15 protein-coding genes are annotated in these 15,872 nt (G+C 47.4%); 5 read left to right on the top strand and 10 right to left on the bottom strand.

Annotated elements, in window-relative coordinates; all coding sequences use genetic code 11:
- Positions 1 to 71 precede the first annotated feature (71 nt).
- Positions 72 to 470, top strand: a complete 399-nt coding sequence (locus BM412_RS08100; protein WP_091216117.1) for a LysM peptidoglycan-binding domain-containing protein — start codon at positions 72 to 74, stop codon at positions 468 to 470.
- An 87-nt stretch (positions 471 to 557) separates the two neighbouring features.
- On the opposite strand, the gene BM412_RS08095 is transcribed toward BM412_RS08100, so the two are convergent.
- The 6 genes from BM412_RS08095 to BM412_RS08070 all read right to left on the bottom strand — a co-directional run bounded on the left by BM412_RS08095 (position 558) and on the right by BM412_RS08070 (position 7,935).
- The gene (locus BM412_RS08095) at positions 558 to 1,496 is read right to left on the bottom strand and encodes a phosphotransferase family protein (protein ID WP_091216114.1); all 939 of its coding nucleotides are present in this window, start codon (positions 1,494 to 1,496) and stop codon (positions 558 to 560) included.
- A 175-nt stretch (positions 1,497 to 1,671) separates the two neighbouring features.
- Positions 1,672 to 2,712, bottom strand: coding sequence for an S-layer homology domain-containing protein (locus BM412_RS32065; protein ID WP_177245708.1), 1,041 nt, complete (start codon positions 2,710 to 2,712; stop codon positions 1,672 to 1,674).
- A 150-nt stretch (positions 2,713 to 2,862) separates the two neighbouring features.
- Positions 2,863 to 4,230, bottom strand: coding sequence for a polysaccharide deacetylase family protein (locus tag BM412_RS08085; RefSeq protein ID WP_091216111.1), 1,368 nt, complete (start codon positions 4,228 to 4,230; stop codon positions 2,863 to 2,865).
- Positions 4,231 to 4,255: 25 nt separating this feature from the next.
- Positions 4,256 to 4,591, bottom strand: coding sequence for an MmcQ/YjbR family DNA-binding protein (locus BM412_RS08080; protein ID WP_091216109.1), 336 nt, complete (start codon positions 4,589 to 4,591; stop codon positions 4,256 to 4,258).
- A 514-nt stretch (positions 4,592 to 5,105) separates the two neighbouring features.
- Complete coding sequence (locus tag BM412_RS08075) at positions 5,106 to 6,734, bottom strand: PAS domain-containing sensor histidine kinase (protein WP_177245707.1); 1,629 nt, start codon at positions 6,732 to 6,734, stop codon at positions 5,106 to 5,108.
- 211 nt (positions 6,735 to 6,945) lie between these two features.
- Entirely contained in the window at positions 6,946 to 7,935 is a 990-nt protein-coding gene (locus tag BM412_RS08070) for a phosphotransferase enzyme family protein (protein WP_177245706.1), read from the bottom strand.
- 181 nt (positions 7,936 to 8,116) lie between these two features.
- Between BM412_RS08070 and BM412_RS08065 the strand changes: the two genes are divergently transcribed.
- Genes BM412_RS08065 through BM412_RS08055 form a run of 3 tightly spaced genes read left to right on the top strand, consistent with a single transcriptional unit; the run spans position 8,117 to position 11,839 of the window.
- Positions 8,117 to 9,571 (top strand): spore germination protein, encoded by a 1,455-nt coding sequence (locus BM412_RS08065; protein ID WP_091216102.1) that lies wholly within the window; start codon positions 8,117 to 8,119, stop codon positions 9,569 to 9,571.
- Positions 9,568 to 10,725, top strand: a complete 1,158-nt coding sequence (locus BM412_RS08060; RefSeq protein WP_091216100.1) for a Ger(x)C family spore germination protein — start codon at positions 9,568 to 9,570, stop codon at positions 10,723 to 10,725. Before BM412_RS08065 ends, BM412_RS08060 begins: the two co-directional genes overlap by 4 nt.
- Before the next feature lie 25 nt (positions 10,726 to 10,750).
- Complete coding sequence (locus BM412_RS08055; RefSeq protein WP_091216097.1) at positions 10,751 to 11,839, top strand: GerAB/ArcD/ProY family transporter; 1,089 nt, start codon at positions 10,751 to 10,753, stop codon at positions 11,837 to 11,839.
- Between the two features lie 45 nt (positions 11,840 to 11,884).
- On the opposite strand, the gene sigJ is transcribed toward BM412_RS08055, so the two are convergent.
- Entirely contained in the window at positions 11,885 to 12,739 is an 855-nt protein-coding gene (gene sigJ / locus BM412_RS08050) for an RNA polymerase sigma factor SigJ (protein WP_091216094.1), read from the bottom strand.
- Positions 12,740 to 13,011: 272 nt separating this feature from the next.
- Between sigJ and BM412_RS08045 the strand changes: the two genes are divergently transcribed.
- A complete protein-coding gene (locus tag BM412_RS08045) occupies positions 13,012 to 13,491 on the top strand; it encodes a carboxymuconolactone decarboxylase family protein (RefSeq protein WP_091216092.1) in 480 nt (159 codons plus the stop codon).
- Between the two features lie 155 nt (positions 13,492 to 13,646).
- Here the strand turns inward: BM412_RS08045 and BM412_RS08040 are convergent, their stop codons facing one another.
- Genes BM412_RS08040 through BM412_RS08030 form a run of 3 tightly spaced genes read right to left on the bottom strand, consistent with a single transcriptional unit; the run spans position 13,647 to position 15,867 of the window.
- Positions 13,647 to 14,027 (bottom strand): nucleoside deaminase, encoded by a 381-nt coding sequence (locus tag BM412_RS08040; protein ID WP_091216089.1) that lies wholly within the window; start codon positions 14,025 to 14,027, stop codon positions 13,647 to 13,649.
- A 25-nt stretch (positions 14,028 to 14,052) separates the two neighbouring features.
- Positions 14,053 to 15,288 carry an amidohydrolase family protein gene (locus BM412_RS08035; RefSeq protein WP_091216086.1) on the bottom strand — a complete coding sequence of 412 codons (1,236 nt, stop codon included), beginning with the start codon at positions 15,286 to 15,288 and terminating at the stop codon, positions 14,053 to 14,055.
- Positions 15,289 to 15,315: 27 nt separating this feature from the next.
- Positions 15,316 to 15,867 carry a chromate transporter gene (locus tag BM412_RS08030; protein ID WP_091216083.1) on the bottom strand — a complete coding sequence of 184 codons (552 nt, stop codon included), beginning with the start codon at positions 15,865 to 15,867 and terminating at the stop codon, positions 15,316 to 15,318.
- Positions 15,868 to 15,872 lie beyond the last annotated feature (5 nt).

The raw sequence follows: 15,872 nt of genomic DNA, 5'->3' as shown, positions 1-15,872 counted from the left end.
TAACGATTCCAAGCCTTAAGGGATATCCTATATAGTCAAATGACTATTCCAACATCATGGAGGTTACCGAAATGAATCGTGGATTTTTCCCCGGAGGTGGATTTGGTGGAGGCTTTGGTGGAGGTTTCGGCCGTCGCCCGTTCTTCCGTCCCTTTCCCCATCCATTCTTCCCAGGACGTTTCTTGTTTCCGTTCTTTTCCTTTTCACCGTTTTTCTTCCCATTCTTTCGCGACGGTCAATCGGATGATATGGTTTTCGCACAGCATCAGGTTCAAACCGGCGATACATTCGCCTCTATCGGCCACAAATATAACATCCCCATGCCGATCTTGGAGGAAGCAAACCCGCAGCATAAGAACCCGAACCAGTTGAACGTTGGCGAGACGGTCGTCATCCCGCGTATATCCAATATGGTTTGTCATAAAACCTATTCGGAAATGGCCCAGCAGCCTTCTGAAATGCAGAAATAACAGCATCGCCTATCCATAATCCATAAATAAGCAGATAACTATGCAAAAAGCCCTCTGAAACGCAGTTAACTGCGAATCAGAAGGCTTTTATTCATTCAGATTCATTTCAACCACTTTCCTGGCGAACTGGGCAAAATAGGCAATGTGCTCCGGACTTCGGTCTATCGCCCATCTGAGTTTATCGAACGCTCTAAGCAGCATTAACGGCTTTAAATCCGTGAAGTCCTCGATCCTTCTCCCATACCCATCCAGAAAAGCTTGAAAATCCTCAGCATCCGGCCCGTCGCCAACTATCACGCATTGCAGCACTTGCATAATATCACCATCCGGCACTACATGAACCTCTGCACTGCCCCAATCCAGCAATCGAACCTCTCCCGTAGGACTGACCAATGTATTCTTCAGTGAGAGATCACCGTGGTTTAAGCCGAACCGATAGTCTGTTCGCTTCACAAGCTCGAATCGTTCTCTCACTTTCACCGATTCTTCTTGGGAGATGACGCCAAGCTCGATGAACCGATCATCCGCAGTCAAACTGTTGATGTTATATTGCACGTACCCCTTCCAACTGCCGTCAGACCCGGGATGAGGAGGCGAAATGAACTCACCTGTTGCGGGATTGATCAGTTCTTCCCCGAAGCCCCGTGCATCGATCGTATGGATTCGTCTGACATAGATTCCGAGCTGTCGCCAAACTTCCGACTCCCGGGTTGTGGTGTCTAACCCGTTGTCTCCATCTACGAAAGATTGAATCATATAGGCGGTATCTCCGGCTATTCCTATCGCCAGCACTTCAGGACCGGGCACGCCGGCAGCGGCCGCTTGCTCCATGCACCATTTTTCCTTGATATAAATGGGATAAACCGATGAGTCGTTCATGCGAACCACAACCTTGTGAGCTGCTGTCTCGACTACACAAACTTGATTTACGAAGCCTTTGCCTAGGATCTGGTACGAGGATATCACATGTTCCTGCAAATAAACGCCTGCTAGTTGTTCGGCTTGTTTTACGATCGAGTTCTCCATGGCGCTTTCAGCAAACCCTCCTTCAAATCCGGTCAGTTTCCCCCTCTTGGCGGATGTCTATTAAACGCAATGAAGTGGAAAAAGTTGCAAACAGCGTGAAGCTGGATTCAGCAGCATAAAAAAGACTACCGAACAATGGTCCGGCAGTCTCTGTGTTACATCCTAATTGGGCTATTTATTTAGCATCAGGAGCAGGGTGGGCCTTCAAGTAAGCAATCGCATTGTTGATGGCTTCCGAAGCTTCTCCATAGGTGATTTCACCCTTCGGATCGAAGCTGCCGTCGCTGCTAAGCTTTACGATTCCGTAGCTGAGTGAGCGCTGGATGGCACCGGAATTGACAACGTCGATTTGATCCGCATCCTTGATATCGGTGACGACTACATTGATCATAGGCAGCTTGCCTGCTTCTTCAACCGTTTTGACGAGCTGTGTAATAAATGCTTCACGCGTAAATGCTGCGCTAGGATCCGCATCCTCGCTCAGAGACGGTGTTACGCCAATTGCTGCACCGATCATCTCATTACCTTGCTTGATGGATACTTTGCTGTTTGCATCGATAGGCGCAACGTGAGCTTTCATGTAAGCCAGTGCATTGTAAATTTCAACTGCCGCTTCCGAACGTGTAATGATCACCTTCGGATTTACTTTGCCATCTTCGCCAAGTTTAATGACGCCGTAGTTTAGTGCACGCGTGATAGAACCCGAGTACTCGATGTAAATTTGATCTTGGTCCGCGATCTCTACGACAACCGGCTTGACCATTGGTAATTTGCCGGTTACTTCGATAGCATGGATAAGCTCGTGTGTAAATTCTTCGCGCGTTAATTGCTTGTTCGGATTCAAATCTTTCGGGAGATCAAGCCCGTTGACTGCGGCAATGATCAGCGCATCCGCGTACCAAGCTTTATCGTTTGCGTTCACGAAATAATCAGTCGCTTTCGGTTCTTTAAAGAAGCGAACCAAATCCAAGTTCAAGTCCAGGGCATTGACGATGAGCTGCACGCCTTGAGCTGCTGTCATGGTTGCATGCGGTGCAAATTGGTCAGCCGAGATTCCTTTGATCAAACCGCGCTGCTGCAAGGAAATGATCTCATTCTTCCCAGCATTGTTGCCCAGATCCGTGAAACCGGAAGTTGCAGCGAAGCTCTGGCTTGCAAAAGCGAATACCATCGTCGCCGCTGCCGTTAACGTAATCATTTTGAATGTTTTTCTCATTATCGTTCACCTCATGAAGTAAATTGGCTTTCAGGTAAGGTAGACGAGCATGAATTGGAAAAGGTTACAGAAAGTAACCCGATTAATTGTTAAGGTATTGTAAATCCGACATTCACCCAGCCACCTATCCATTACAATGGCCTGATTGCATTAGAATAATGCCGGTTTCAAGGTCCAGGTTTGCAGCTGAGACAGCCGAATCAGATTCGGCACTTTCAGTTCAGGAGGAAACGGACTCCACTGCGGCCCCCAATTCTCATCCGTACGCGCATGTACTTTGGATTTCAATACGGCGCCTGTAATGATTTCGATACGATCCTCATCTTCGTAACCATTCGCGATAACAGCTGCCAACGTACACGTAAGATCAACGGGATTAATGCGGTATCCGGCTACATTGAAATAATCAGGAAGCTGCATGTCATCCAACAATCCGGGATATTGTCCGGAGATCGCTTGCTTTATGTCCGCAACTCGAACAGGTTCGGCCGGATCGCTCTGTGTTTCATTTTCCGGGCCATAGATGAGTTCAGGGATTAAGTCTTGTCCAAGCAAATACCGGCAAAAAACAGCGTGCAGTTCCGATGCGGACAAAGAGTAGTCTTGAAAGACCGTATAGTTCAGTTCATTTGAGATCCCGGCTGCGATGGCGCGGATATCCGAAGCCTGCAACGGTTTCCGATTGGATTTCTCCATCTCATAAGCTTCCATTGAAGTGATATAGTTCACATTTGATTTTGTACGTGTATGGTCAATAAACTTGCCCAGCATGTCGATATAGCGTTCCATCTCTCCTGCCGGTCTAAGGGGAGCTGGTTGCCACTGATCACGCGGGGTATTGTGACCCTTATTGTAATTCACGCCGTCCCAGAATCCGGTACATGCAAACTCGCAGGGATGATAATAGATGCTGATGAGCCCTTCCCCGTCTTCTAGAGTAAGCTCGTCGTACAGCTGGTCGAATACGGCCATGCCCTCTTCCAGACCGTCTTCTCTCAACTCCATGCGCATTATACCCTTCATATCGGTAAGATTAAGCAATCCGCCATACCAAAACGGTTTATGATCCAGTGTAATTTGATCATGAACATCCAGATAAACCGGAATGCCCCAGCTTCGAAGCACAGGAAAGGTTTGCGGTGCCCATGAATATCCGGCCTGGCCATAACATCGGCTGGATTGACCCGTAATGCGTGTTACATCCTCCAGCCCCATTCTCTCTCGCAAAGCATACTCCGCAGCACCATCCGCAAAGCCATAGCTCTCCAAATATTCGCTTACCGTGGGATGCACGCTGTGCCAATCCGTATGATAGCCGATTTCATGTTGAGCGAGCTGCTCTATAATATCCTGCCGGTTATTACGTTCTAATTTGCGGGCTTTCTCACCGACAATCTTGAATATTCCCTTGATGTTGCGATTGTTTAACAGCTGTACAACGGCAAGCAATGCTTCTTCGGACTCCTTGGTTATGTAGTCTTCCGTATCGAACCAAAGCATGACATGAACATTAGCCATCTTCTATCCCTCCCCCTCCTGTCACCTAAGTAATAAACGACTTTACGACTCGTTTCGGAGCAACCAGGCTCCACGCCTTGAAGATCAAGCTATTCAATTCATTCGGATCCACGAGCTCGAGTTGAATGATGACATAATTCAGAGTTGGATATTTCGGCGGAACCCGATAAACTTCGGGGTCGATCGTCGTGTACGCCTCACGATCTTCCGCCGTTAGCTTAACCAGCAGGGTCACGCCATCAGGCTGAATGACGGCATAGATCTTATTTTTCACGCGAAAGGATGGCTTCCCCCAATGGTCGACTTCATCCGTTTCGGGCAAGGACAGCGCATACCTTCTTATTTGATCCTCGGTAATCATTGCGGTTCCCTCCAATTGCGCTTGTGGATGTACAGGATATTGTTGTCTATTTTCGCCATGCTGCTCGATTCCCCTCTAGTTAATCTCAAAAAAAATAGACCCGTGAGCTTCGCGGATCTTGCAGCTTGTATAGACACCTACTAACTTCACCTATCTTCCGCTCCATCTTCCTAGCTTCCGACTACTCTTTCAAGGCGGGGAGAGTTTCGTCTAACGGTCGCCAGAGCACTTATTTGGTCTTCTTTTGTTATGAATTTACTCTAACGGTAGTCAGTGCGCTTATTTGTCCTATTACGATCGGAAATCCTACCTTATTCGCGAAATAACCTCTGTGGCAACCGTTACAAATGCTGGACTCTGAATAAGGGGAGTTTAGGCGCGCTGGCAACCGTTAGAATTCGGGGAGCGACTCTCTAGGCTAGCCTTCACTATGGCGCTTGTTGAAACGAAAAGAACCCCGCTGTTTATAAATCGGCGGGGTTCACTACCATCTGAAAGTATGCAACACTATTATCTACGCTTCTTGGAGAATGCCAATCTCTTCAATAGGCAGAATCAAATCTACCGTTGTGCCCTTATCAAGCTGACTCTCGATATGGAGGCTGCCTCCATGTGCTTCAATGATTTTATGACAAACCATGAGTCCGAGACCTGTCCCCTTCTCCTTGGTCGTGTAGAAGGGCTCTCCCAACATCAGCATTCTTTCTTCCGATATTCCGCATCCGTTATCTATGAAGCGAACCATAATATGGCGGTCGACTACCTTCATTTCTATATGGATGTTGCCTCCGCTTGTCATCGACTCGATCGCATTTTTAAGAATATTGATAAAGACCTGTTTTAATTGATTTTGCTGGCAGTTTATCATGGGAATGTCGTCTGCGATGTCGGCATGAATCTGCACGTTACTGAGCGTTGCTTGGGTTTCGAGCAGCGAGAACACCTCATAATAAATTTGCCGCACATCTCTTACCTCGAAGCTCATCGCTTGAGGTTTGGCGATCACGAGAAATTCACTGACGATATCATTGATGCGGTCTAATTCCGATAACATAATTTTTAAATATTCTTGATTCATGTCTTCCTTCGCTTGAAATAATTGAACAAAACCGCGAAGCGACGTTAACGGATTTCGGATCTCATGTGCAACACCGGCTGCGAGCTGACCTACTACGGACAGCTTCTCGGATTTAATCAACAATTCTTCTGTCCGCTTACGATTGGTGATGTCTTTGGCAATGCCATAAACACCTTGGATTTTACCATGAATAACAATCGGAACCATCTTCAGATTCAAATCGATCGGAAGCCCGGATTCATGTCGGATCGCAATTTCAATGCTGTTGGACTCGCCATTCACTGCTTCCTTAAAAATAGCGCATACCTTTTCACGATCATCCGTCATGATCAGCTCCTTGAAAGGCTGGTGCAGAAGATCATCAAGTTGAAATCCGGTAATCTTGCTGGTGGCCGGATTGGCATTCAAGAAGTAGCCCTCCAGATCTAATCTGAAGATCGCATCCGGATTATGATCAACAAGCGACATATAGGCTTGTTCTTGCTCTTCCAGTTTACGTTCGGCTTGTTTGCGCTCGGTAATATCCTTGCACAAAAGCTGCACAGCCGACTTGCCAAGGTACTTGATCGGAACCGACCTTACCTCGACATCAACGACTTGTCCATCAAGGCGAACGATTTTCTGTTCAACGGGCACCGTGGACTTCCCTTCCACCACGACTTGTCGAACACGTTCCATTACACGATCAATGAACTCCGGATGTATCATCGTAACGATAGGCAGTCCAATCACTTCTTCAGGACTGGATGCTCCGACAATTTTGGCGCCGGCAGGATTAATAAACACGATTTTTCCATCACGGTGGACCGCAACGGGCTCCGGCGAATGCTCGACGATCGCACGGTAACGTTCTTCGCTTTCGGTCAGGGCCTTCTTCAGCCGTTTCACCCAGAAGTAGAGGATTACGGCCGTACTCAACACGTAGAACAGACCTTTGGAGGCATTCACCGTAATGGCATCTGATAATTGCAGCATATCGATTAATTTATCGGATAGGATGATCCAGAGACTGCCTATAATCACATAGACGAATGAAATCTTGACAGCCGATTCTGATTTTTCCAACTTTGACCGCATATTCATACCCTTCTCATCCTTAACTATATAAAATAAAAAACGCGAATCTATAACTTGTTGATTATATCATTTATTTCTTTAAAAATTTACAGAACTTTATTTCCAAATCGATTGCTTTGATTACAGGGGGATTAATTGAAAAAACCAACGCAATCCACGTTGGTTCCTAACTTGTTCATGTCCGATTCCATTTCGATCTCTAAACGGCAAGAGACTGAAACAAAAACGGATCTCCGTTCATATATGCGCTGAGCAGAGCCTGGGCATATGGCTGTTCTTCCATTAAGCCTTCGGTTTCAAGCTCATTCTCTGCGTGAAAGCTGTAAGCTTCGATAATAGACATGATGAAGAAACTTTCTAAGATCGGCATTGCAGCTTCACTCAGTTGTCTCACTTTGCGATAGCCTTGGATGAAGAGCTCTCTTTGAGCCGGATGCAGCCCCATAATCGACTGGGCGATGTCGTATAGGTGATAACCGAAGCCGCATCTTCCGAAATCGATGGGAAACGGCTCTCCATGATGATAAACGATATTGCCAATATGTAAGTCTGCATGAATCATCCCATAATCATCCCGCTCCTGCGATTCGAGTGCATCAAGATGGTTGCTCACTCTTACGGCAGCTTGGGCATATAATGCGATGCCTTCCTCCGAAATAAAATGCGCATAATGACCATTCAAATGTTCCCAGTCCTTCGTAAAGCTCTTACTGCCCCAAGTCGGTCGAACAAAATCGCGTGAAGGACAGAAATCTGCGCCGGCCTCATGCAGCCGGGCCATCATTGCCCCGAGGCGGTGGACGTTTTCTGTCGTCAGCATGCCTTTATGAATAGTGTCACCCTCGACCCATTTCAGCAAAGTTGCATAATAACGCAAGCCCTCGCGGCTCTCCGCATTCGTAATGAATTCACCTTCGTGATTCGATATTGCGACCGGTACGATCAGTTCCTTGTGCCGCAAGTATGCCAACCATTCAAGCTCTGATGCGGTTTCACTGCGAGTCTTGGTAGCTGGATGAATGCGGAGCAACAGTTTCTCTCCATCGCCGAAATCGACGCGGAAGGTCGCATGCTCCGAAATTTGAATGAAATGAATGGAACTCCAGTCGATATCGTAGTGCTGCAAGGCGATAAGCGCCGCCTGCTTGGTTTGCTTTAGTGTATTACGCCGATTACTCTCCGTGTCCATAAGAAATCCGCTGTGCATAACAATCCCCTTATTCCATACATGTCTTGAAACTAATTCCTCTTCATTAAAGTAACATTCATACCAAATCGTGTAAACTAGCAGATTGCCATAAAATGCATAGATGAAACCGGCTTTGCTTATACTAGTCACCGAGTGAATTTTATCCGCCGGGGGATCATCCATGGGTACCATCAGCAGCAGCATCGAAGTAAACGAAGCTTACCTCAGGGAACAATTCGACCATTGTTCGGATATTGTGTTTCGTCAATTTTCTCTGAAGGATGAAACCTTAATTTTGCTCGCCTATATAGATGGCATGACGAATGTGGAACGAATTGAGAATAATGTGCTGAGACCTCTAATCTTCAACGGTTTGCCGCAGGGGATTGGACGAATACAGACATTGGCGGAAATGTTCAAACGCGAATGGTTACCCTTGTCGAATATCAAAACAGCCGAATCCATGGAGGATCTCCTTCAACATATTCTGCAAGGCAGTTTGGCAATCATGGTGGATGGCGAAGCATCCGTGCTCCTCGCTCAGCTGCAAGAATTCGAGATGAGAGGCATTCAAGAGCCGCTTAAGGAATCGACGCTGCGCGGTTCCAAGGAAGGTTTTGTAGAAAATATCCGCACCAACACCTCGTTAATCAGACGCAGAATCATTCACCCGCAGCTGAAGATGGAATCGTTTACGATCGGGACATACACGCAAACCGAAGTCGTCCTCACCTATGTCAAAGGACTTGCGGCTGATCATGTGATAGCTGAAGTAAGAGAAAAACTCGGACAGATCGAGGTTAACGGCGTCATCGATTCTGCGTATATCGAAGAGTGGATCGAGAACAGTTCCTTCTCTCTCTTCCCGCAAATTCAAAACACCGAACGTCCGGACATTGTGACCGCAAGCTTATTGGATGGCAAGGTCGCACTTCTCACGAACGGAACGCCCTTTGCCCTTATTCTTCCCAGCACTTTCTGGTCCGGCTTGCAATCCGCCGATGATTATTTCGAGCGGTTCGTCTTCATCATCCTAACTCGGATGGTGCGATACATTATGACTTTCATTTCCTTTGCTTTGCCAGCCATCTATGTCTCTCTGTCGACGTTCCATCCGGAGATGATTCCGAGCAATCTCATGATAGGCATTGCGACAGCCCGAGAATCCTCGCCTTTTCCAACGGTTATCGAAGTGTTTATTATGATGTTCATCTTTGACGGGTTGCAAGAAGCCGGGGTTCATCTTCCCAATCAACTCGGTCCTGTGGTCAGCATCATTGGCGCGCTGGTAATCGGACAAGCCGCGGTTGAAGCAGGCATCATCTCAACGCCGATTATCATCGTCATTTCCTTAACCGGGATCGCTGCTTATACCATTCCCAGATATAGCGCTACCCTTCCCTTTCGCATCATTCGGTACATGATGCTGTTTATTTCCGGTGCCCTTGGCTTCGTAGGCTTCGCTTTCGGCATTATCTTCTTATTAATTCATCTGGTTATGCTGGAATCCTTCGGAACGCCTTACTTAAGCCCTGTAGCGCCTTTCGATGGCAAACGATTTCGAGATCTCGTCATTCGATACCCCTTCTGGATGAAAAACGGTCGAAATAAGAAAAAGAAAAGAGCTTCGCAATGATTCGGTTAATACGGTTTCTAAGTATCGCTTCCATGCTTCTGCTGTCACTGCCCGGCTGCACTGATTTTGTCGAACCGAATCAATTAGCCTATATCTTGGGTACGGCTGTTGATCATGCTGATGATGGGGAGATTGAAATTAGTAATCAGATTGTCATTCCCTCTCAATTAAAAGGCTCCGGTCAAGGCGGCGAATCCGGAAGTGAGGATAATTATCTTGTCGTTTCCGCTAAAGGAAAGGATGTATTTGATGCCACTCAGAAGATTCAAAGTAAAATATCTCGAAGATTGATGACGAGCCACCGCATCATAATCGCAATCGGTGAAGAGTATTTCCGAAAACAAGAGGTAAGTAAATTATTTGATAAGCTGGGGAGAGACCCTGCAAACAATCTAAGGGATACCATCCTTCTCGTTCGCGGCAGTCGTGCCAAGGATTTTCTAATGCTGCAGCATCCCATGGAATATAACTCCAGCATCGCTGCCGGCAAAGAGCTGCACATCAATGGGCTCCATGGTTTTTCGTCGAGAGAGCTCGTGATCGAGAGTCTGTCTGAAGGAACTCGGCCGGTCTTACCCTATCTTCAAATCCAAGAAGTGAAATATAACAGCAAGTCGAAGAAACCTATTGCATCTGTAGCAGGCTTCGCTGTCATGGATAAGAAGCTTAAAATCAAAGGATTTCTAGACGCAGCAGAAGGCTCACAAGCAATCTGGATGATTGGGAAAGGCAACTATGGCGGAATTACGATTCCTTGGAAAAAGGATGAAGGCGTCGTCTCGTTTAGGTTGACACATCAGAGCCGGCGAGTTCACGCCGGTAAAGACCCCACGCACGTTGTACTCACAGTTACAGGGCAAGCCTACTTGCTTGAAAATACGACATCACTTGATATGTCGGAATCCGTTAACATGATCGCGATCCAGAAATACTTGAATGAATACATCCAGAAGGACATGCAGCTTACGATGAACAAAATTCAGCAATGGGGACCTGATGTGTTCGGTATTGGAGAGTATCTGCATCGTAAACATCCGACTTGGTGGAAAAAACAAAAGGCGGATTGGGATGCGAATTTCAAAAACATTGAGGTCAAAGTCAAAGCAACGATTCAGCTTCGGTCGACCGGCGTAACCGGGGCGCAGCTCAAATAACGGTGGAAAGGTGGCAGAATATAGGATGAAAGTTAGCGGTTATCAGATGTTTTGGTTAATCAGCATCTCCTCCATGATCATATTCTCCTACCTTCCTATCCGTTTGGCTACGGAAGAATCGCACCAGGATAGCTGGATCTCCATTCTACTCGGAAGTATGATCATGATGGCCGCAACTTGGGTCATTCTTCGCCTATGTCAACAGCATAAAGATAAAACGTTAGTAAACTTCCTTAAAGACCTCTTAGGCACCGTGATAGGTAAGTTACTCGTCATTCTATATTTCATACTCTGGTTTATGCAGATGTCTACGATCACCAAAAGCTTGGTGGAATTTCAAAACCTGGTTATGCTGCATAACACGCCAATGATTGTAATTTTACTTTGCATGTTGTTTCTTATTGCGTTTGTGGTGTATAAAGGCGGGATTACGGCAATAAGCAGATGCGCGGAGATTATAGGTCCCATTTTTGTCTTTACTTTTTTCGCTCAGCTGGTGCTCAATCCGCAGGACATGAATGTGAAGCGAATTTTGCCGATCTTTGTCGACTCGGGGTGGCCTCATATTCTGAAGGGTACGCTGTATTCGTACAATTACATGGTTGATCCTTCGATCATCCTAATGCTTTTCTTCTTCGCAAGAAACAAACGTTCTGCCTCGCGAGCCATTTTGCTGGGTACAGCCGTTTCTATGATTTGGGGCGTGTTAACCACGCTGGTGCTGCTGTCCATCACGGGTCCCTTCTTGGCTGCTCAATTAGTGGTTCCTGTATATTCGCTAACCAAGTTTATCCATATCCTCAATTTCGTACAAAATATTGATGCAATCTTCATCCCGCTATGGCTGTTTGGCGCATTTATTAAGTTGGCAATAGGCTTGTTTATCCTTAGCTACGGATTATCGGAGTGGACCGGCTTCAAGAACTGGAAGCTCATTTCATGCATCCTGACTGTCGTTCTGCTTGGAGTCGTCATGTATAGCTCTCAGCATATTGAGCTTTCAAATATGCTTAAAAACTCATTTCTGATTCATTTTTTTTATCCCGCTGTATTCCTTGTCATTCCCTTAATGCTCTGGGCGATTAGCAGCATCCGGCAGCGCCTTGGAACCTAAAACAGGACGTACCGATTAGCAATCGATACGTCCTGTTTCATTCTTCTATACCGCTAAATGTTGGAGTTTATCGGGATTTCTGAGCACATATAAATTCCGGATGGCGTCGCCTTCGACATGCAGCATCACTACCGTGTGAATGCCTTCATCCGATCGCATAATAATCGCCGGCTGCCCATTTAATTGGGTGATTTCGACAATCGAGCCAATAGCAGCTTTATGCAGCGGCTTACTTAGGAAACTAGCAACAATTTCTCTTGAAGCAACGGGTTTGACGACTGCAGAAACCTTGCCTCCCCCATCCGAGACAAGAACAACATTCTGATCGAGCATCGATACGATTTCATGGAGGTTTCCTTGTTTGAGCGCATATAGGAAGCCATGTACCCACTTCTCGTCGGCGGCTTCCGGCTGAACAAGCTCTTCTGAGGACACGCCCATCTTCGCCCTCGCGCGACTAAGCAATTTACGGCAATTCACTTCGCTCTTCTCGATCAACTCTGCAATTTCGGGAAATTCAAAGCCGAGCGCCTCGCGTAATACGAACACGATTCGTTCCGAGGGAGTTAAACGTTCAAGCATGACAATCATGGCATAAGATAAGAGCTCGTCGCGAGCTACCGATTCCATGCCATCATCATAAGAGCTGACAAGCGGCTCCGGCAGCCATTCTCCAAAATATTGTTCTCGCTTCTTGCGAGCCGACTTCTGTAAATCCCGACAGCGATTCGTAACCATTTTACATAGATAGGCTTTGGGCTGGGTCAATTTCTCCGGCGGAATCTCATAAGCCTTCATAAATACGTCCTGCACAACATCCTCTGCATCGGATACGGAGCCGGTCAGCTGATATGCGAGTTTAAACAATAGTGCCCTGTACTGCTCATATAATTCCTGCATCCTACCACTTCCATTCATCAAGCTTAACTTCAAACAGCTTAGAAAAAGGCCATTACATATAACGAGGTACGATGGCAAAGTGTGACAAGCAATTTTTGCAGGCCGGTAATTTCAATTGATTTGGTACATAGCTTTTCCTGCTCGATGTTTAATATGTATGTGAACGCGAATGGCTGTCACAGAATTTAATGCTGCCTCGTTTTATGTTCGAAGAGCGGATAAGACAACCTTAACCGACCTTACAAAACCAATAAAGCGAGGAATAGACGATCATGACACAACGTATAAATTACATGCAGCAATCACCGGAGTTTTTCAAGCAACTGATGAATTTGAGCAATGCCGAGAAGGAAAGCGCCATTGAAGAAACCATTCTTGATCTCGTTCATATCAGAGCATCTCAAATAAACGGCTGCGGCTTCTGCCTGGATATGCACGCGAAGCAAGCGAAGATGAATGGCGAAAGAGAGCTTCGTCTGTATCACCTGCCAATCTGGAGAGAATCCACCTTGTTCTCGCCGCGCGAGCGCGCAGCGCTGGCATGGACTGAAATCCTGACTAAGCTGCCTGAGCATGGCGTACCTGCCGAAGTGTACGACCGCGTTCGCGAACAATTCTCGGAGAAAGAGCTCTCCGATCTGACTTTCTCGGTCATGACCATCAATGCATGGAATCGGATCAACGTCGCGTTCACAACCGTACCAGGCTCGGCGGACGCAGCATTTGGTTTGAATAAAGCCGGCCTGAACTGACTTAAACAGCTGAAATTCCAATAGATATTTCGAAACGGCCTTCGTTTGCGGATACAAACGTCGTAGCGCGATTCGTTCGAGATATTACAAGGAAAGAGCTCCTGAATGCATGCATTCAGGAGCTCTTTTGCGCTGTTCAAATGCCGTTCAATCACTCATTCCATGGGGTGTAAACTAGCGAATACCGCGCGTTCATTCCATTCGGTTTGAAAGCCGGGCTCTGAGGGCCGAGCATAATAGATTCGATTGATCCCGCTCCACCGAATGGCGCTCATACACATCGGGCAAGGCTCATCGCTCGCGTACATTTCACAATCCTTCAGTTCAGTTATCTTCAAAGTATGACAAGCGGTACGTATGGCTTGAATTTCGGCATGCGCTGTCGGATCACAATTCCGGGTGACATCGTTCGTACCGGTTGCGATGATGATGCCGTTCATCATGAGAACAGCTCCGTACCGACCGCCACGGCCGGATTGCTCATTCTCGTCAGCTAACTCAACAGCTAACTTTAGCACTTCTTCTATGTACATCATCAACGTCCCTCCATCTCTAACCTCATTAGAAACGTCTGGCTTCGACGACCATCTCTGATTTCTTCTTCCCGTTCTTCCATACGCCTAAGCGTGGAGGGCGATCGATGATAACATCTTCTACCCGATCCGCCTGTACCAGAACAAGATCCGCGTTTGCTCCAACCGAGATCCCATATTGGGCCAAACCGAGTGCGCGCGCAGCATGGCTCGTCGCCATCTCCATGATTTTGGCGAGTTCAACCGTTGTCCCGAACTGCGCGGTATTCGCTAATAACAAGGCGATATCGAGCGGATCACCCGTTCCATAAGGCGTAAAAGCATTGCGGATATTGTTGGTCCCCATCGTCACATTAACGCCCGCCGCTTGCAGCAGCTTTACCGGCGTCAGACCGCGGCGCGCGGCTTGTTCATCTTGCCTGCCGCCAAGATAAAGGTCTGTCGCAGGCAGGCAAATAATCTGCAAGTCCGCCTCAGCCAGTTTCTCCGCATATTGCAGCGCATGATCGCGCGCGACGGATCCGAGCGATGTCACGTGTCCGGCAGCCACTCGCCCTTGATAACCGCGGTTGATGGTCTCTTCCGCAACCATCAGGATGTTTAGCTCGCTCGGATTATCGGAGAAATCGATATGCAGGTCCACAGGTTTTCCATACTTTTCCGCCAGATCGAACACGATCTTTACATGATCATTCGCCGAGTAATCGTTATAAGGGATGCCTCCAACGACGTCCGCTCCCATGCGAAGGGATTCCTCCATCAGCTCCGCGGTTCCGGGCTGCTGTATGATCCCCTCCTGCGGAAAAACGACAAGCTGTAGGTCTATGGTATCCCTCCATTTCTCTTTGAGCGCAAGTGTTGCTTCCATCGCCTGAAGCCCAATGATAGGATCCACCTCGACTTGGCAGCGCATCGAAGTCACGCCGAATCTCGCACTTCGCTCCAGAACCCGAGTTGCTCGACTGGATATATCCTCGTAGGTATAATGATTCTTCAACGCTCTGGTAACAGCGATTGCCTCAGCAAGCCCTCCTGCTGCGACCGGCGACTTCTCGGTTAGAAACGCTTTGTCTAAGTGAATATGCGCCTCCACTAAACCCGGCAGCAGTATTCTGCCTTCCCCGGCGATTGTTTCTTGGGCAGGAGGCAGCTCCTCACCTGCACCTACTGGCTCGAAGCGGATGATTAACCCGTCTTTTACTCCGATATCATACCGGCCGCTGCCGGTGGAAATCCCAATGTTACGAAAAAGTAGATCTAACATAGACACCCGCCTTTTCCCCGGAAACCGCTATCCTCTCAGAAATAATGCCCCTATAGCCAAAGAACCTAAGATGCCCCACACCGGATTCCAATGTAAGTACTGCACCATAATAAAGAACATGCACGCAATCATGAACGGAAGAAAGCTTAGGCCAATCGCACTTGAGCCGGGTTGAAACGCATATTTCGCAAAGTCGTAAGCAAGCAGTGCCATCATTGTGAAAATAACCGGCTGTACGCCTTTGATCATCCCTTTGATAACCGGCACATGCTCCAGCTTTACCAATATGCCGGAGAGCACGACCATTAATAATGCCGTCGGTAGAACTACCGCACTCAGCGCGACAATTGCGCCGCCCCAACCGGCGACTTTAAAACCAATATATGCGGCAAGCTTCGTTGCAATCGGCCCCGGCAGCGCGTTTCCGAAAGCAAGCGCACTCCCGAATTCCGATGTATCCATCCAACCGTTACGGTTAACCACTTGATCTTGATACAGCGGAATGATCGAAGGTCCCCCGCCATACCCCAACATCGTCGCTGAGCCGAAAGCCAAAAACAATTTCCATAATAGGCTCATTTGAA

Origin of the sequence: Paenibacillus sp. BC26 (assembly GCF_900116125.1) — a bacterium.
Taxonomy (GTDB): domain Bacteria; phylum Bacillota; class Bacilli; order Paenibacillales; family Paenibacillaceae; genus Paenibacillus_Z; species Paenibacillus_Z lignilyticus.
This window is presented reverse-complemented; position numbering and strand designations above follow the sequence as displayed.

Coding starts and splice junctions, on each gene's coding strand:
- BM412_RS08100 (WP_091216117.1), top strand. CDS start 72: ATGAATCGTGGATTTTTCCCCGGAGGTGGATTTGGTGGAGGCTTTGGT.
- BM412_RS08095 (WP_091216114.1), bottom strand. CDS start 1,496: ATGGAGAACTCGATCGTAAAACAAGCCGAACAACTAGCAGGCGTTTAT.
- BM412_RS32065 (WP_177245708.1), bottom strand. CDS start 2,712: ATGAGAAAAACATTCAAAATGATTACGTTAACGGCAGCGGCGACGATG.
- BM412_RS08085 (WP_091216111.1), bottom strand. CDS start 4,230: ATGGCTAATGTTCATGTCATGCTTTGGTTCGATACGGAAGACTACATA.
- BM412_RS08080 (WP_091216109.1), bottom strand. CDS start 4,591: ATGATTACCGAGGATCAAATAAGAAGGTATGCGCTGTCCTTGCCCGAA.
- BM412_RS08070 (WP_177245706.1), bottom strand. CDS start 7,935: ATGGACACGGAGAGTAATCGGCGTAATACACTAAAGCAAACCAAGCAG.
- BM412_RS08065 (WP_091216102.1), top strand. CDS start 8,117: ATGGGTACCATCAGCAGCAGCATCGAAGTAAACGAAGCTTACCTCAGG.
- BM412_RS08060 (WP_091216100.1), top strand. CDS start 9,568: ATGATTCGGTTAATACGGTTTCTAAGTATCGCTTCCATGCTTCTGCTG.
- BM412_RS08055 (WP_091216097.1), top strand. CDS start 10,751: ATGAAAGTTAGCGGTTATCAGATGTTTTGGTTAATCAGCATCTCCTCC.
- sigJ (WP_091216094.1), bottom strand. CDS start 12,739: ATGCAGGAATTATATGAGCAGTACAGGGCACTATTGTTTAAACTCGCA.
- BM412_RS08045 (WP_091216092.1), top strand. CDS start 13,012: ATGACACAACGTATAAATTACATGCAGCAATCACCGGAGTTTTTCAAG.
- BM412_RS08040 (WP_091216089.1), bottom strand. CDS start 14,027: ATGATGTACATAGAAGAAGTGCTAAAGTTAGCTGTTGAGTTAGCTGAC.
- BM412_RS08035 (WP_091216086.1), bottom strand. CDS start 15,288: ATGTTAGATCTACTTTTTCGTAACATTGGGATTTCCACCGGCAGCGGC.
- BM412_RS08030 (WP_091216083.1), bottom strand. CDS start 15,867: ATGAGCCTATTATGGAAATTGTTTTTGGCTTTCGGCTCAGCGACGATG.